Source organism: Arthrobacter sp. D3-16, from assembly GCF_054408515.1.
Genome location: NZ_CP096437.1, coordinates 3,735,701 through 3,750,852 on the forward strand (window position 1 = coordinate 3,735,701; position 15,152 = coordinate 3,750,852).

Consider the following 15,152-nt stretch of genomic DNA (forward strand, 5'->3'; position numbering starts at 1 on the left):
TTACGTCCGGCGGCTGGGGTGGGGCCGTGCCCTGGAGGAGAAGTTGCGGCGATTCTCGGAGAGCGTATTGCACTGACCCCGCAGGTGTAGGGTGTGCCGCCTTCGTTAGCGAACCGGGAGGGGGTTGCTGCCGCCGGGGCTTTCGCTTGCGCCCTCAAGAGTCGTCACGAGCTTGCCGACCTGAATGACGGCGGCCCTGATCTTCTCGGGGTCGCTGATGGTCAGGAACTGCAGCATGAGCCCGTCGAGGGCGGCAAAGATGGCCAAGGAGGCTCCGTCGTCGACGTTGAGGCCCCGTTGCCGCAGGGCAGCTTCAACGGTGCCCATGTAGTTCGCGTACAGGCGCTCCACCAAGGCGCGCACCTCGGGGTTGCGCCGCGATTCGAGAAGCATCTCGAACTGGAACAGCTGCAGTTCCGGTTCGCGCGAGACCGTTGCCAGGAGCGCATCGGCAAAGTTCTCGTCAAAGTCCGCGATCTTTTCCAGGCCAGTCTCCTCGATGGAGCGCTGGATGGCCCACTCCATGGTGGCGGCAAGAAGACCCTCGATGGAGCCGAAGTGGTGCGTGACAAGGGTGTGGTTCACTCCTGCCCGGGACGCAACGGCACGGTATGTAACCCCGCGCAGGCCTTTTTCACCTACCACCTCGATCACCGCTGACAGCAAGGCATCGCGCCCGTCTCCGTAGGGCAACCGGGTTGTCGGCTGGTTCATGCACCGAGTCTAGCCCTCCTGATCGGCGCTGGAAAAAGCATTGACAGTAAGAACTAAACAAACGTATAGTTTGGATTGTGGCTGAGATCACGCACTGCGACCAGCCAGCTTGAGCAGATTTCCTTTCCCATGGAACGCACCGTCTCGTGCCGGCAAGGGACCTTCCAACACTTCTGCATATAGGCCCTGCGCCGTGCACTTTCCTGAAAGAGCCATCGGATGACCCAAGAACCAGTCGGAACTTCTACACGCCCGCTGCAAGAGGATCCACCACCTGCCTCCACCTCCCCACGGCTGAGGCCGAACAAGCTCGGCGTCATAGCCATCGCATTCTTTGCTATTGCCGCAGCCGCCCCCATGGCTGCCGTGGTGGGAGCCAGCCCTGTACTGTTTTCGGCCAGCGGCCCGGGAACACCGGTCATTTATGTGATTGCTGCGCTGCTGGTGGCCCTCTTCTCCGTGGGTTACCTGCGGATGAGCCAGCACATTACCAACGCGGGCGGTTTCGTGGCTTACATGGCCAAGGGACTGGGCAACAAGTGGGCGACGGGCGGGGCCGGGATCGCCATCCTGACGTACCTGAGCCTTCAGATTGGGCTTTGGTCCCAGTTCGGCGTCTTTGCGCAGTTACTGGTTGAAGGCCTCACGGGCGTCAGCCTGCCGGTCTACTTCTGGATCGCTGCATTGCTGGCAGTGGTCACGGGCCTGACGATGCGCGGCGTCGATGCGAGCCTGAAGGTGCTGGGCGTTCTCATCCTTGGTGAAGCCTTTGCGGTGGCGGCCCTCGTGGTGTCACTCGTTGCCCAGAAAGGGCTTGGGATCTTCACTTTTGAAGGGTTCACCGGATCCAGCGTCTTCGGTCCGGGCCTGGGCATTTCCCTGCTGTTTGCCTTCGCCTGCTTCACCAGCTTCGAAGCAACCGTCGTGTTCGCTGAAGAGGCAAAAAATCCGCGGCGCACCATTCCCCGGGCTGCCTACTTCGTCATTGCCTTCATCGGCATCTTCTACACCATCTCCACCTGGGCGATCAGTGGCGCCATCGGCATCGACAACATCCAAACCGTCGCCACCGAAAATCCGGCAGGCATGGTCTTCGATCTCGCCGAATCCAGCGCAGGGTATTGGCTGAACCTGTCCATGCAGATCCTCGTTGTCACGAGTTTCCTGGCAATGCTCCTGGGCTTGGCCAACATGTTCTCCCGGTACCTGTTTTCCCTGGGCCGTGCCGGAGCCCTGCCGGCCAAGCTGTCCTCCGTATCAAAGACGGGAGCTCCGCACTTCGCAGGGCTCGTGAACGGCCTCGCTGTCCTGGTGATCATCAGCATCTTCCTGCTGGCAGGTGCTGACCCCATCACAACGGTGTTTGCCTGGTTCGTGGCCCTCGGCACGGCGGGGTTCATCTCCATCCTGCTGGTGACATCAGCGGCGATCGTCGTGTTCTTTGCCAGAAACCGGATGCGGGACAACCTCTGGGTCACCGTAATCGCACCGTCCCTGTCCTTCCTGGCCTTCATCGTTATTGGCTACCTGACCCTGGACAACTACGACGCGCTGCTTGGCGGCGCAGGCGGCGTGGCCCGGTCGCTCCTGCTCGGCATCCCGCTCTTCTTCGTGGCCGGGATGGCCCGCGGCGCACAAAAGCCATCCATCAATTTCGCCGCCGTCATCGGCTGACCCAGTACCACCACCAGACCAGTACCAACCAGCAGCAAAAGAACAAGGACCAAGAACATGACTTCAGCTGACATCCAGGACTACATCCCCGAAGATCAGTGGCCCCCCGTCTCGGCCATGCTGGAGGGATTCGGCGACCAGACCCTGCCGGCTTCCCCCGCCCTGGCCGGCACCACCTTGAGCCTCCTCGACGAGGACGGCTCCAAGGCCGAGTACGTCTTTGACGACGAATCTTCTCTGGCCTGGACACTCAGGCGCGGTGAGGTCACGACCAGCGGAACGGCGGGCTACAAGGCCATCGAAGCCCGGCCCGGAATCTTCATCATCGACTTCATCCGCGGCGAAGGTTCTGCCGCAGAAAACGTCACCATCATCGCGGACCGCAACACCGGGGCCACAACAACCGGTGTTTCCCGGTTTGTCACCGTGGACGGCAGGACGCGGAGCACCACCGATTTCAGCCAGGCCAACAGCGAGGCTTCCGCCGTTCGCCACCAGCGCTCCACGGCCCTGGTGGGCAAGCGGATCTACTACCGCTACAGCGACGTCGAAACGTACGAACACATCTACCTCAACCCGGGCACCTTCACCTGGAACTGCGTTCGCGGTGGTGAGGCGGGACTGGCCGACACGGACCGCTGCATGACCTGGGAAGTGGCAGAGGACCTCTTCATCTTCTTCTGGACCGAAAAGGTCATGTGCGTCGAAGCCGTGCTCCTCGTGGACCTGCGCGAGCAGCGCTCCATCGGCCGGATGTTCGGCTGGGACGATCCTGCGGGCGAACCCGTCATCCTGCCCTTCAACTCCCGGCTCAGCGTCCTGAACACCACCGAATACCCGCAGGACTTCCGGAAGCATTAGTCCCCATTACTCGAAGAGGAGTAAAGAATGAAAACGTACGAATCATTGCTTGACGAGGTCACCGCATTCTCGGGTAAGACCCGCATTATCCTTGACCCTGCCACCGGTGAGATCGTGGGTGAGGCGCCCGTTCATGACCTTGAGTATCTCGAGCAGGCCGTCGCCGACGCGCAGGCTGCGCAGCCCGCGTGGGCTGCGCTGGGCCACGGAGGCCGGTCCGCTGCGCTCCTGAAGGCCGCCGACGCCGTCGAACGCTCCGCCGAAGAACTCGCCCAGCTGCTCTCCCGCGAGCAGGGCAAACCCCTGAACGGGCCCAACGCCCGCTTTGAAGTCGGCGCCTGCGCGGCCTGGCTCCGCGCCGCAGCCACCATCCCCCTGGAGCCGGAAACCCTGGTTGATGATGGTGAGACGCGCGCCGAACTGCACTACAAGCCCATCGGCGTCGTCGGCGCGATCGGCCCGTGGAACTGGCCCATGATGATCACCATCTGGCAGATCGCCCCCGCCCTGCGGATGGGCAACGCAGCGGTGGTCAAGCCCTCGGGCAACACCCCCCTGAGCGTCCTGGCCCTGATCAAGGTCATCAACGAAGAACTCCCCGAAGGCCTCCTGTCAGTCGTCTCCTGCGGCCGGGAAGTCGGCGCACGCCTCACCAACCACCCCGCCATCGGCAAAATCATGTTCACCGGCTCCACCGCCGCGGGCAAGGCCATCATCAAGTCCTCCGCCGACACGGTCAAACGCCTCACCCTGGAGCTCGGCGGCAACGACGCCGGCATCGTCCTGCCCGACGCAGACCCCAAAGCCATCGCCGAAGACCTCTTCTGGGGCGCCTTCATCAACACCGGCCAGACCTGCGCCGCCCTGAAGCGCCTCTATGTCCACGAAGACATCTACGACGCCGTCTGCGAAGAACTCACCGCCGTGGCCAAGGCTATGCCGATGGGCAACGGCCTGGACGAGAACAACGTCCTGGGCCCCCTGCAGAACAAAGCACAATACGACGTCGTCGCCACCCTCGTGCAGGCAGCCAAGGACTCCGGCGCACGCGTATTGTTGGGCGGAAACCCCGACACCGACCAGCCCGGCTACTTCTACCCCACCACCCTGGTCGCCGACATCGACAACGACAACCCGCTCGTTGCCGAGGAACAGTTCGGCCCCGCCCTGCCCATCATCAAATACAGCAGCGTGGATGAGGCCGTGGACATGGCCAACGCCCTGGACGTCGGCCTCGGCGCCTCCGTCTGGTCCTCAGACCTGCCCGCCGCCCGCAAAGTCGCAGCCCGGATCCAGGCCGGTTCCGTGTGGATCAACAAACACGGCGTTGTAGATCCACGCATCCCCTTCGGCGGCGCCAAGCAGTCCGGTTACGGCCTGGAATTCGGCGTCGAAGGCCTCAAAGCCCTCGGCGTCCCCCAGGTCATCAGCGGCTAAGACTGCTGACTGTGAACTGTGAGGCCGCCGCTGCTGTCCTTCCCGGGACAGCGGCGGCGGCCTGCGCTATGTTCACTCCGACGATGGATTGGTCTCGTCAGAACCAATAGGTTGGGTACATGGCTCCGCGGAGCCGGGAGCCGACAATTCCAAACCCGACGAGGATGCATGCTGCGATGCCGGAGCACACCACAAAGGAGACCTGCCCGGTGGTTGCCATGGTGCCGATGACTGCGGTGGCAGCCGCAGGTGAATGAGGCATCCTCAGCCACAAAGTCGCTCCGATAGCCAGGCTGCCCGCAACCGCGGCGGCCCAGAACGAGTGGCTGACCAATCCCGTGCCGACACCCAGCAAGGCGGAAACAACCTGGCCCCCGATCACGCTCCGGGGCTGGGAAAGGGGCAGGTGGGGCGCCGCGGCCACAAGCGCCATGGACGCCGCCATCGGAGGGATGAGCAGGAGGTGTCCCGACAGCTTGCCCAGCAGCACCAGGCAGGCGAGGGCGGCAACGCTGGTAAGGGTGGTTACAGCGAGCTTTGCCAGCGGAGGCCGGTGGGGCGCTTGGGAGGACCAGCGCATGCGGGGCTGAGGTGGATGAACCGGTGATCGGGCAGGACTGGTAACGGGCACAGCCATCCCTTTACTCGGCGACGAAGTACAGGCGCTTGTTGACGAATTCGCCCATGCCCAAGGGACCCATTTCCCGGCCAAAACCTGAGCGCTTCACGCCGCCGAAGGGAAGTTCTGCTGCCTCGGCGGCGATGATGTTGACGTGCGCCATGCCAACGTTCAGCCGGGATGCGATGTTCGCCGCACGGGCCTTATCGGTCGAGAACACCGAGCCGCCCAGGCCGAAGTCGGAATCATTGGCCAGTTCGAGCGCCTCTTCATCGCTTGATACCTTGAACACGATCGCCACCGGCCCGAAGATCTCTTCACGGAAGGAAGCCGAATCGCGGCTGATACCTGTCAGGACGGCGGGTGAGAAGTAAGCGCCTTCTCCCTCGGCGAGGACACCGCCGACTTCAAGGGTGGCGCCTTCGGCGACAGCCCGCTGAACCTGGGCGTTCACTTGCTCCGCAGCCGCCCTGCTGGAGAGCGGCCCATAGGCACCCTCCGGCATGTTCAGGGGATCACCTGGTACGAGCCCGTCCGCAAGTTTCTTGAGCTGGGCCACGAACTCGTCATAGATGTCTTCCATGACGATCATCCGCTTGTTGCCGTTGCACACCTGGCCCCCGTTGTAGACGCGGAAGTTCCAGGCGTCCGCAGCGACTGATGCGAGGTCATGGGAGTCGAGCACGATCATCGGGTCGGTTCCGCCGAGTTCGAGGACAGCCTTCTTCAGGTGCCTGCCCGCCTGCTCTCCGATGATGGAGCCGGCGCGCTCGGAACCGGTGAGGGATACGCCCTGCACCCGGGGATCCGCGATGATCGCAGCGATCTGGTCGTGGGTGGCGAAGATGTTGGTGTAACCACCTTCGGGAACACCGGCTTCTTCCATGATCTGCTGGATCGCCAACGCCGAACGGGGGCAAATGTCTGCATGCTTGAGCAGGATGGTGTTGCCGAGGACCAGGTTGGGCGCAGCGAAGCGGGCCACCTGGTAATACGGGAAGTTCCAGGGCATGACGCCGAGCAGTACGCCCACAGGGCAGTTCTCGATGATCGCCTTGCCGGGAACAGTGCTGGGAATTTCCTGGTCAACGGCGAGGCTGGGGCCGTGCACGCCATAGTAGTCAAGGATTGAAACAGCGAACTCCACCTCTTCGATGCCCTCTGACAGGGGTTTGCCCATCTCCTCGGCAATAATCCTGGCGAGCTCGTCCTTGCGCTCTTCGAACAGCTCAGCGATGCGGCGGACAACGGCCGCCCGGTCCTGGATGCTTTTTTCGCGCCACAGGCCGTAGGCGGCATCAGCACTGGCCAGTGCCTGCTGGATCTGTTCGTCCTTGGCTGCTTCAAAGGTCTCGACGACCTCTCCTGTGGCGGGGTTCTGGACCCGGTACCGGGACATGCTGCTCCTTTGTTGTGTTGCTTCTCTGACGGGTTCCTGGTTTCCAGGGTTTGATGTAGTCAGGGCTGATACGTGAACCGGCTGCCCGTGGTTGGTGCCTTTTCCACGGTCAGGTGATGCCCGGTGATGTTGCGATACATTCGGCGCTCCAGCGTGGGTGAAAGAATCCACAGAGCCGAACCACTCGTGGTTTTGGCCACGACTGTCCCGTGATGCAGGAGTTGGCCGTTGTTGCAGAGTGAGACTTCGGTGCCAAGTTCAACTTTGGCCCATGCAGTACGTGTTGCGGGTTCCACTTTCATTGGCTGCTCTTTCCGAATTCAGTCCACGACGCCGTGGACTGAATTCATCGAAGGAGAGGGACTGGCGCTGAGGTCGGTTGCTTACGCGCGTGCTAGTTGCCGCCTGGCTGGATTCCCTCCGGGGCCCAGGGGTAGCCGGTTGCCAGGGGTGCGCCGTCGTCGTGGCGGGAGAGCCATTCGACCGCAGCTGCGTGGTAGCGGTGGAAGCCTTTGTAATCGACCAGTTCCGGGTCCAGCGAAGCGAGGGCCCGGTGAATGCGCTTTGCCCAGTCGGGAGCGTACTCCACCAGCTCAGCCAGGCTGACCAGATAAGTACGGACGGGGAACACTATGGCGTTTGACCGGGGCAGACGGTGCAGCGGCTGCAATTCGATGCGCAGGTACACCTTTTCCCCTGCGTTTTCTCCGTTGACGGTCGCCCGGTCAGGGGCCCATTCCGGGAGCGTTTCCACGGAGGTCTCGAGACGCGGGTTGACGGTGAGCGACCAGTTGACCCGCCGGACGGGGTGGCCGGGTTTCATGCGGAGCAGGAACTTGAGAGCCCTGTCCAGGATGCCCATTTCGTGCAGCTTGGGTACGGGGCCGTGGAATTCGAAGAAGCTCATGCCAAGGTTGAACTTCAGTGAGTAGTCGGCCCGCTGGGTGGTCATGCCTGCGCCGATGACGAGGGTATTGTCCTTTTCCTCGAGGACCACGAACTCGCCCTGCGCCTGCCGGGTGGCGTACTCCATCGGGTCCATTGGCAGGGTGGCCGGATCACCGAACGTGAATGAATCGTCGATTCCGAGGAGCCGGTTCTGCCACCTCCACTCATTGCCGTTCTTGGTGAGGGTGAAGTGTTCCGGAAAATCCCTGGCGTAGGACTCGAAGATGAGCTCGAGCAGATCCCACTGCGCTTCCAGCATGTGCGGCAGTGCAAGGTAGTGGACGTCCGGCATGTCGTTGAGCATTTGGGCGCGGTGGGCGCACTCGGACACGTAGTGTTCATCGATATCGAAGGCGGCCCTGAGGGCACCGTCCCCGGCCGGAACGTGTGGTTCCAGATTCATGGAGTACATGTAATCGTCGTCGGGGAACGGGAACGGCAGTCGGCGAACACCCTCGGGCGAGTTCCGGAAGTCGTATCCGCCGTCGGGCGTGTACGTTTCATCCGTTTTGAATGCGGCTGATTCAGAGATCGCAGTCATGTGATTTTTTCCTTAAGCGTTGATGACGAGTTTTGTGCAGGTGGCCCGCGATACGCAGGGCATGATGAGCTTGCAGGTTTCCCTGTCCGATTCGGACAACCAGTCGTCGCGGTGGTCAATGGTGCCGTCAAGTTCCAGGACCTCGGTCTCGCACTCCCCGCAGGCGCCTCCCCGGCAGAGGTAGGGCAGCTTATGGCCTGCCTCCTCAACCGCTTCCAGCAGCGACTGCTCGGGCGACACCTCAATGACTGCGCCGGAGCGCGCCAGGGTCACGGAGAACGGATCACCGGTGGACCCCAGGTCCTCGAACCTTTCGAAGTGGATGTTCGAGTCTGACCAGCCAAGGGCGTGGGCGGAATTGACCACGTCATCGATCATGCGCGTTGGCCCGCACACGTAGGCGTGCGTACCGAGTGGCCGTCCTGCCAGGATGTCCATCGTGTTGAGCCGGGACTGGCCGTCATGGCCGTAAAGCGTGACCTGCTCGCCGTAGCGTTCCTTAAGCTCATGGCCGAGGGCAGCGTGCTCCGGGCCGCGGACGGCGAGGTGCAGTTCGAACGAACTGCCCTTGAGGCTGAGTTCTTCGAGCTGGGCAAAGACGGGGGTGATGCCCACGCCCCCTGCGATGAAGAGGTGGTGCCGCGCATGTTTTGATACCGGGAAAAGGTTCGCCGGAATACCTGCGAGGAGGACATCGCCCTGCCGGACGTTGTTGTGCATGGCCAGCGAGCCGCGCTTGCCGTCATCCACCCTGCGGACAGCTATCTGGTACTCGCTGGTGTCGTAAGGCGAACTCATCAGTGAGTACGCGTTGCGCCTGGTCTCTCCATCGGCAGGGATCAGGACTGTGATGTGGCTGCCGCCCGAGAAGGGAGGGAGCCAGGAGCCGTCGGCTGCGCCGAAGGTGTACCGGTTGATTTCCGGGGTCACCGCTTCGATCCGTTTGACCTGGAGCCGCAGGGCTCCATGCTGGGACTCGCTCACGTATCCAACTCCTCATTTTCCGGCATTTCGCCGGGTACTTCGCTGTCTGCTTTCACTCCTTGGAAGGCCGCGAGCCTCCCGGAGTAGTGATCGCGAACGATCAGATTCAAATCACAGCCCGGGCATACAAAGACCCTGTGGGTGACATTCTCGGAATAGTGGCCACAGTGCGCGCACCACACGCGCCTTACAAAGGAGCCGGCGTGCTCACGCAGCACTTCGTCCCGGTTCATGCCGTAAGAGGTAGCCACCTGCATTGACGTACCGATGAATCCCTCAGAACCGGACAGGTACAGCCGGGTGCCCATCTTTGCCGTCACGAGGGCCGCATCGAGTCCGCGGACGGCGTCCGCGTTGCTGGAAAACACGGTCAGCTCGCGCACCTTGAACTGTTGGAGGTCAATCAAGTAGTTCTGGCCGGTGAAGGATTCTGTTGAGTACAGAACGGTGGTGGCCGCCAACTGTTCGGGCGTCATCGCCCGGAGCAGGCGCACCAGGGGTTTTCCGCCGCTGCCCTGGGCGGCAGCGAGGTGGTTAAGGCCGCTCGCCATGGGCGTCAGCTCGTCGTACACAGGTCGGCTCTTGATGCCGGTGATCAACATCGGATTTTGTTACCTTTCGTCCTTCAAAAGCGATCAACGGGCCGAAAGCGCCGGAACTGCATCGGCCGCCGGGGCGTCACCTTTGAGGTGGGGCTTCTTCCAGGCCATGTACACCAGACCGATCACGACCACCGTGACGGCGGAGATCAGGACCACGTGGTTGGCGAACCATCCGTCTTCAGGCGTCCGCGGCCAAGCCATATTGACCATGCCCAGCACACCCCAGGCGAGAGCTGCGATATTTACGGGAATGCCCCATGCACCCAGCCGGAAGGCTCCGTTCGGCTTCCAGCCCAGGATGCGTGCCCGAAGCGCGGCAAGGACAACCATCTGGAAGCCCATGTACATGCCCATGGCAGCGAAGGAAATGATGACGGTCAGAGCGTCGCTGGAGACCTTGGATCCGATGACGATGAAGGCCGGCACCAGCCCGGCCAGGAGCAGTGCGTACGGAGGCACGTGGCGGGATTCACTGAACGTGCTCAGGAGCTTGCTGGCCGGAAGGATTCCGTCACGGGCCATCGAGTAGGCAAGGCGGGAGGTTGCCGCCTGCAGGCTCAGCACGCACGAGAGGAAGGAGATCAGGACGACTGCGAGAACTGCCTTGAAGCCGATGGGGCCGAACGCCGAAAGGAGAATGTTGCCAACCGGGTCCGTCTCGGTCCCTGAGATCACGGCAGCGAAATCGGGAACGGCGAGGATGAGGGACAGGCAGACGAACATCGCTGCGAAACCGCCAATGTAGATGGTCATCCTCATGGCCTTGGGGATGGTGCGGCCCGGGTTGGGGACTTCCTCCGCTACGTCGCCGCAGGCCTCAAAGCCGTAGTACTGGAAAATACCGATCAATCCGGCAGCCGCAAACGCAAAGAAGTAGTTGCTGCCCTCTCCTGCACCGAATGTCTGGAACAGGACGCTGAGGTCATGGTGCCTCGCCGTAGCAAGCAGCCAGATGCCCACCACCAGGGCGCCACCGAGCTCTGCCAGGAGGCCGATCATCGCCACGGCGTTCAGGACCTTGGTGCCACCCAGGTTCAGCACCGTAGCAAGCGCTATGACCACGAGACCGCACAGGATGGTGGCGTCCACGCTGCTTTCCATGCCGGCCAGGGTGCTCAGGAAGGGGCCTGCGCCATAGGCGACACTGGCGATGGTGGTCAGGAGCGCCACCAGGTAGACCCAGCCGTTCATCCAACCCCATTTGCGGCCCCACAGCCTCCTTGACCACGGATAGACTCCGCCGGCCACTGGATATGCCGCCACCACTTCACCGAAAACCGTTGCCACCAGGAGTTGTCCGACCCCCACGATGACCAGGGACCAGAACATCGGCGGTCCGGCCACGCTTAGGGATGCCGCGAACAAGGAATAGATCGCTACTACAGGCGACAGGTAGGTGAATCCCAGCGAGACGTTCCCCCAGAACGTCATCTCCCGCTTGAATTGCCTCTCGTATGAATAACCAAGGCTGGCAAGATGCTGGGCGTCGTCATCGACGTCAAGCTCCCCAACCGGTTCGGGGGTTTCTACACGCATTGGACTCCTTCTTTCGGTCACTACCGCTACCTGTGAGCGGGACCACGTCGTAAAAACCATAGTTTCATATCTTTAGTTGCGCAACCCCTGTGTCCGAGGCGTGTATTTGGGCGCTTTGTGTGGCCAGCACTAGGGCACTTGAGCTGAATAAACTATGGTTTCCATTGTTTTCACGTCATCTGCAGTACACTTCAGAAGTAGCGGAGCCAGAAGGTCTTGCCGGCAAGGGAGAAGCGTGGCCGAGACATAGCGAGGCCGGCGGATCGGCGCTGCATCGGCGGGCACCCGTCGGTGCCCGGATTAGAGTTACTGCTGTCCCTATTTCCCATGGAGTCGTTCTTGGCATCTACCACCGCTTTCCAAGCCCAGGTGTACCGGGCGTTGCCGGAAACAGAGCGCTCCGAAGCCATCGTCAACCGGATTTCCAAGGCGATCGCCCTTGGCCTGCTGAAGGTGGGTGAGCGGCTTCCCCCCGAAACAGCGCTATCGGAAATGTTTGGTGTTGCGCCGTCTACCCTCCGGGAGGCGTTGTCCGACCTTCGGGATCAGGGCATTGTTGCTACGCGGAGGGGGCGAAGCGGCGGCACGTTCGTCGTCAAGCAACCCTTCACATCCGCCGACGTCATCAAAAAATGGTTCCAGGACACGTCCATTGCGGAGATTCGCGACGTGGGTGACGAGCATGCCGCTATCGCCGCCGCCACCGTACGGTTGGCCTGCGAACGGGCCGAACCACACGAGATCAACAGGCTTTTGGAGCTTGCCCGTGGCGTTGCCATGACGGACAAATCGGAGCTTCAAGCACGCGCCGACAGCAGATTCCACATCGAACTGGCAGTCCTGGCGCAGTCCCCGAGGCTTACGAATGCAGAGATAAGACTCCAGGCCGAGACAGTTCAAGCGTTGTGGGCGCCCGTGTCACTGATCCGCGACCCGGAACAGGTGGCCGCCGAGCACCTGGCCTTGGCGCGCGCCATCGCAAACGACGCACCTGAAGACGCCCAACGCCTGGTGCTGGAGCACATCCGGCATGACGTCCACCATCTGGTGGACTCGAAATTGTCCCTCGGATACCCGACGTATCAGCAGGAGCGCTCATGACAACCACCTCCCCTGCGATCAAGGCCGCACAGGAAATAGCCGCCTGGACGAACACACTCGGCCTCGACGTCGACAAGTTCGCAGCCCAAACGGCGGCGCTGTGGACGAATCGCCAGAGCCCGTTCACCGTCACGCCACGGGACGTGGGACAGCTGGAGAACATGACGAAGGAATTCCTTGAAACGCATAGTTTCATTGTTGGAGCTGGAGTCATCTTCTCTGCAGACGCCATCGAGAATCGGGACGGCGTCCTTGAGTGGTGGATCAGGCGCGGAGAGGGAATTGAAAAGCTGGAATTCGATCTCACCCCCGGCGGTGAGCGGTTCTACGACTATCAGAACATGCCCTTCTTCACCTCAGCCAGCCGTACAGGGGAACGCTCCATGTGGGGCCCCTACGTTGACTACCTGGGCCTGGACGAATACATCCTCACCTACACCGCACCGATTCAGGTGGGCGGAAAATTTGCGGGGGTGGCCGGCTGCGACATCAGGATCCGCAAGCTTGAAGAGATCTTCATGCCTGCGCTCCGGGCCATCCCGGGAGACGCCGCCCTCCTCAATGGAAGCAATCGCGTCGTCGTAGGAAACTCCGGCGCGTACCTGGTCGGCGAGAGAATCCGCCACATCCCGAGCGACAAGCAATTGCTCCCGATCGAGGCGGCCCACCTGGAACTCTCACTGTTGAGCGACCGCTAACTCTATTTGACGGATGCGTCCGGCGGCAGCCAGCAATTCCGAGCCCCGTCGGCAGGCGGGGTTTCCACCCCTTGGTACATGCCCCAGGGATCAGATGCATGGGCGGCAGGTTCCCTTGTACCAGGAGGCATAGAGCCTGCCAGGGCCGAGTCTTTCACCAGCATGCCGAGCGCCAAGCCCGCTGTTGAACGGTGTGGCCGATGGGAACTTCTGCACTAACGGCGACGGTGAATGACCAGTAGTCGTGCTGCGTTACCAGCACGCCACCGCCGCAACTCAGCGATGCCGACTCGGCAATTGCCACCGCTGCTCCTAAGTCCGTCTGAAGCGTTTCGGCGTCATCGCCGTCCACCTCAAGCAGGATCTCGGACTTCTGAATCAGAGCCATGGACCTAACCTCCAGAAATAGCGGAAGAGTCTGCGACGCAACTCCTATGGTGCGCACTCCTAAAATATAGGCCGTTGTATACCGTCTGTCTACACGTTCTTTCGTTTGGTCTATTTTTGGTAGACAGTCTGTATACATGTGGTCTACAGTAATTTCAGTGATTCACCTCACGCCCTGTTCATCACCTCCGAGTAACCCGGCCCACCCGCAACGTTGCGGGCGGGCCAGCCGAGGCCGTATCAAGGCCCCCTCCCCAAAGGATGATCGAATGACAGAAATGACGAAGGCAGAGCTGCGGCGGCAGAAGCATACGAACCTGCCGACAGTTGCTGCCTCAAGCCTGGCCGGCACGGCCGTTGAGTGGTACGACTTCTTCCTTTATGGCACTGCAGCTGCATTGGTGTTCAATAAGCTGTTTTTCCCGACGGATGATCCGCTTGTCGGTACGATGCTGGCACTGGGAACATTTGCTGCCGGCTTCATAGCCCGACCTCTTGGTGCGGTTGTTCTTGGCCATATTGGAGATAAACACGGGCGCCGGACCACCCTGGTCGCCAGCCTCCTCCTGATGGGCGTGGCAACTGCCTTGATCGCCTTCATCCCCCCGTACGCAGCAATCGGCGTAGCAGCGCCGTTAATTCTCCTCTTCCTGCGTCTCGTCCAAGGATTCGCCTTGGGTGGCGAGTGGGGTGGCGCCGTCCTGCTGGTTTCCGAACACAGCAATGAGAGCACCCGGCGCGCCTTCTGGGCCTCCTGGCCCAACGTGGGCCCGCCACTGGGTAACCTCATGGCCGCCGGCGTACTGGCACTTCTCGCCGCTGTAATGCCGGCCAGCGAGTTTCTCGCCTGGGGTTGGCGCATCGCTTTCGGCCTCTCGGCCCTGCTCGTGATCATCGGGCTCGTATTGCGGCTCTATGTGCAGGAAACCCCGCTGTTCAAGGAGGCACAGCGCAAGCGTGAAACGGAAGAGACAAAGAAGGTCCGTATGCCTTTGGGCGTCCTGTTCCGGAGGAACTGGCGTCAGATCCTCATTGCCGCCGGAAGCCGCATGGGTGAAAACGCAGGTTTTTACATCTATTCGCTGTTCATCATCACCTACGTCACCGAGATTTTGGGCCAGAACCGTCAGGACGGCCTGACGGCTGTGATGATCGGCCAGGGCGCCGCATGCGTGGCCATCCCACTGCTGGCTGTCTACGCCGACAAGATCGGCCGCAAGCCGATGATGATCGGCGCCTCAATCGCCACGATGATATGGGCCTTCGCGTTCTTCTTCTTCCTGAATACAGGGCAGCTGTGGGGAACCATCGTCGCAGCCGTAGGCGGCCTGCTGATCTTCGCCGCCTACAGCTCGGTCATCGGTGCCTTCTTCTCTGAACTGTTCCCCACGGACGTGCGGTACAGCGGAACATCCGTTGCCTACAATCTTGCATCGTTGGTCGCGGGTTCACTCTCACCGATCATCGCCCTGCTTCTGTACCGCCAGTTCGGTACCGGCTACGCGATCGGCGTGTACCTGGCATTTATGGGCCTCGTCTCCTTGGTCTCGGTCCTGTTCGCCAAGGAAACCAAAAACATCCGCCTGAGCGACCTCGATGTACAGGTGCAGACGGGCGCTCCTGCAGCCAAGTAAATAACCAGCCAACAGCA

At 61.6% G+C, this 15,152-nt stretch carries 15 protein-coding genes; 6 read left to right on the forward strand and 9 right to left on the reverse strand.

What is annotated here, in order from left to right; genetic code table 11:
• Nucleotides 1–105 precede the first annotated feature (105 nt).
• A complete protein-coding gene (locus tag M1D32_RS17465; protein ID WP_458779876.1) occupies nt 106–714 on the reverse strand; it encodes a TetR/AcrR family transcriptional regulator in 609 nt (202 codons plus the stop codon).
• Between the two features lie 219 nt (nt 715–933).
• Between M1D32_RS17465 and M1D32_RS17470 the strand changes: the two genes are divergently transcribed.
• Genes M1D32_RS17470 through M1D32_RS17480 form a run of 3 tightly spaced genes read left to right on the forward strand, consistent with a single transcriptional unit; the run spans nt 934 to nt 4,686 of the window.
• Nucleotides 934–2,388, forward strand: a complete 1,455-nt coding sequence (locus tag M1D32_RS17470; protein ID WP_458779877.1) for an APC family permease — start codon at nt 934–936, stop codon at nt 2,386–2,388.
• Nucleotides 2,389–2,445: 57 nt separating this feature from the next.
• Nucleotides 2,446–3,249 (forward strand): MoaF C-terminal domain-containing protein, encoded by an 804-nt coding sequence (locus M1D32_RS17475; protein WP_458779878.1) that lies wholly within the window; start codon nt 2,446–2,448, stop codon nt 3,247–3,249.
• Between the two features lie 27 nt (nt 3,250–3,276).
• On the forward strand, nt 3,277–4,686 hold the full coding sequence (locus M1D32_RS17480) for an aldehyde dehydrogenase family protein (RefSeq protein ID WP_458779879.1): 1,410 nt from the start codon (nt 3,277–3,279) through the stop codon (nt 4,684–4,686).
• Between the two features lie 97 nt (nt 4,687–4,783).
• On the opposite strand, the gene M1D32_RS17485 is transcribed toward M1D32_RS17480, so the two are convergent.
• From M1D32_RS17485 to M1D32_RS17515, 7 genes are all read right to left on the reverse strand, one after another.
• On the reverse strand, nt 4,784–5,266 hold the full coding sequence (locus M1D32_RS17485) for an HPP family protein (RefSeq protein ID WP_458779880.1): 483 nt from the start codon (nt 5,264–5,266) through the stop codon (nt 4,784–4,786).
• Nucleotides 5,267–5,327: 61 nt separating this feature from the next.
• Nucleotides 5,328–6,704, reverse strand: a complete 1,377-nt coding sequence (locus M1D32_RS17490; RefSeq protein ID WP_458779881.1) for an NAD-dependent succinate-semialdehyde dehydrogenase — start codon at nt 6,702–6,704, stop codon at nt 5,328–5,330.
• A 59-nt stretch (nt 6,705–6,763) separates the two neighbouring features.
• Nucleotides 6,764–7,006 carry a hypothetical protein gene (locus M1D32_RS17495; RefSeq protein ID WP_458779882.1) on the reverse strand — a complete coding sequence of 81 codons (243 nt, stop codon included), beginning with the start codon at nt 7,004–7,006 and terminating at the stop codon, nt 6,764–6,766.
• A 92-nt stretch (nt 7,007–7,098) separates the two neighbouring features.
• The gene (locus M1D32_RS17500; RefSeq protein WP_458779883.1) at nt 7,099–8,193 is read right to left on the reverse strand and encodes a heme-dependent oxidative N-demethylase family protein; all 1,095 of its coding nucleotides are present in this window, start codon (nt 8,191–8,193) and stop codon (nt 7,099–7,101) included.
• A 12-nt stretch (nt 8,194–8,205) separates the two neighbouring features.
• Nucleotides 8,206–9,177: a PDR/VanB family oxidoreductase gene (locus M1D32_RS17505; RefSeq protein ID WP_458779884.1), complete on the reverse strand. Its 972-nt coding sequence runs from the start codon at nt 9,175–9,177 to the stop codon at nt 8,206–8,208.
• Nucleotides 9,174–9,779, reverse strand: a complete 606-nt coding sequence (locus M1D32_RS17510) for a dimethylamine monooxygenase subunit DmmA family protein (protein WP_458779885.1) — start codon at nt 9,777–9,779, stop codon at nt 9,174–9,176. The genes M1D32_RS17505 and M1D32_RS17510 overlap by 4 nt, the downstream gene beginning before the upstream one ends.
• 33 nt (nt 9,780–9,812) lie before the next feature.
• Nucleotides 9,813–11,315 carry an APC family permease gene (locus M1D32_RS17515; protein ID WP_458779886.1) on the reverse strand — a complete coding sequence of 501 codons (1,503 nt, stop codon included), beginning with the start codon at nt 11,313–11,315 and terminating at the stop codon, nt 9,813–9,815.
• Nucleotides 11,316–11,654: 339 nt separating this feature from the next.
• Between M1D32_RS17515 and M1D32_RS17520 the strand changes: the two genes are divergently transcribed.
• Both M1D32_RS17520 and M1D32_RS17525 read left to right on the forward strand, forming a co-directional pair.
• Nucleotides 11,655–12,416 carry a FadR/GntR family transcriptional regulator gene (locus M1D32_RS17520; protein ID WP_458779887.1) on the forward strand — a complete coding sequence of 254 codons (762 nt, stop codon included), beginning with the start codon at nt 11,655–11,657 and terminating at the stop codon, nt 12,414–12,416.
• Nucleotides 12,413–13,114: a cache domain-containing protein gene (locus M1D32_RS17525; RefSeq protein ID WP_458779888.1), complete on the forward strand. Its 702-nt coding sequence runs from the start codon at nt 12,413–12,415 to the stop codon at nt 13,112–13,114. Before M1D32_RS17520 ends, M1D32_RS17525 begins: the two co-directional genes overlap by 4 nt.
• 154 nt (nt 13,115–13,268) lie before the next feature.
• Here M1D32_RS17525 and M1D32_RS17530 read toward each other — a convergent pair whose 3' ends face one another.
• Nucleotides 13,269–13,502, reverse strand: a complete 234-nt coding sequence (locus tag M1D32_RS17530) for a hypothetical protein (RefSeq protein ID WP_458779889.1) — start codon at nt 13,500–13,502, stop codon at nt 13,269–13,271.
• A 268-nt stretch (nt 13,503–13,770) separates the two neighbouring features.
• Here M1D32_RS17530 and M1D32_RS17535 point away from each other — a divergent pair, with 268 nt between their 5' ends.
• Nucleotides 13,771–15,135: an MFS transporter gene (locus M1D32_RS17535; RefSeq protein ID WP_458779890.1), complete on the forward strand. Its 1,365-nt coding sequence runs from the start codon at nt 13,771–13,773 to the stop codon at nt 15,133–15,135.
• The last annotated feature ends 17 nt before the right edge of the window (nt 15,136–15,152 follow it).

What these genes read in the sequence shown, in the direction of transcription:
- M1D32_RS17465 (WP_458779876.1), bottom strand. Translation starts at nt 714, where the DNA reads ATGAACCAGCCGACAACCCGGTTGCCCTACGGAGACGGGCGCGATGCC.
- M1D32_RS17485 (WP_458779880.1), bottom strand. Translation starts at nt 5,266, where the DNA reads ATGCGCTGGTCCTCCCAAGCGCCCCACCGGCCTCCGCTGGCAAAGCTC.
- M1D32_RS17535 (WP_458779890.1), top strand. Translation starts at nt 13,771, where the DNA reads ATGACAGAAATGACGAAGGCAGAGCTGCGGCGGCAGAAGCATACGAAC.
- M1D32_RS17525 (WP_458779888.1), top strand. Translation starts at nt 12,413, where the DNA reads ATGACAACCACCTCCCCTGCGATCAAGGCCGCACAGGAAATAGCCGCC.
- M1D32_RS17530 (WP_458779889.1), bottom strand. Translation starts at nt 13,502, where the DNA reads ATGGCTCTGATTCAGAAGTCCGAGATCCTGCTTGAGGTGGACGGCGAT.
- M1D32_RS17475 (WP_458779878.1), top strand. Translation starts at nt 2,446, where the DNA reads ATGACTTCAGCTGACATCCAGGACTACATCCCCGAAGATCAGTGGCCC.
- M1D32_RS17480 (WP_458779879.1), top strand. Translation starts at nt 3,277, where the DNA reads ATGAAAACGTACGAATCATTGCTTGACGAGGTCACCGCATTCTCGGGT.
- M1D32_RS17515 (WP_458779886.1), bottom strand. Translation starts at nt 11,315, where the DNA reads ATGCGTGTAGAAACCCCCGAACCGGTTGGGGAGCTTGACGTCGATGAC.
- M1D32_RS17495 (WP_458779882.1), bottom strand. Translation starts at nt 7,006, where the DNA reads ATGAAAGTGGAACCCGCAACACGTACTGCATGGGCCAAAGTTGAACTT.
- M1D32_RS17500 (WP_458779883.1), bottom strand. Translation starts at nt 8,193, where the DNA reads ATGACTGCGATCTCTGAATCAGCCGCATTCAAAACGGATGAAACGTAC.
- M1D32_RS17510 (WP_458779885.1), bottom strand. Translation starts at nt 9,779, where the DNA reads ATGTTGATCACCGGCATCAAGAGCCGACCTGTGTACGACGAGCTGACG.
- M1D32_RS17470 (WP_458779877.1), top strand. Translation starts at nt 934, where the DNA reads ATGACCCAAGAACCAGTCGGAACTTCTACACGCCCGCTGCAAGAGGAT.
- M1D32_RS17490 (WP_458779881.1), bottom strand. Translation starts at nt 6,704, where the DNA reads ATGTCCCGGTACCGGGTCCAGAACCCCGCCACAGGAGAGGTCGTCGAG.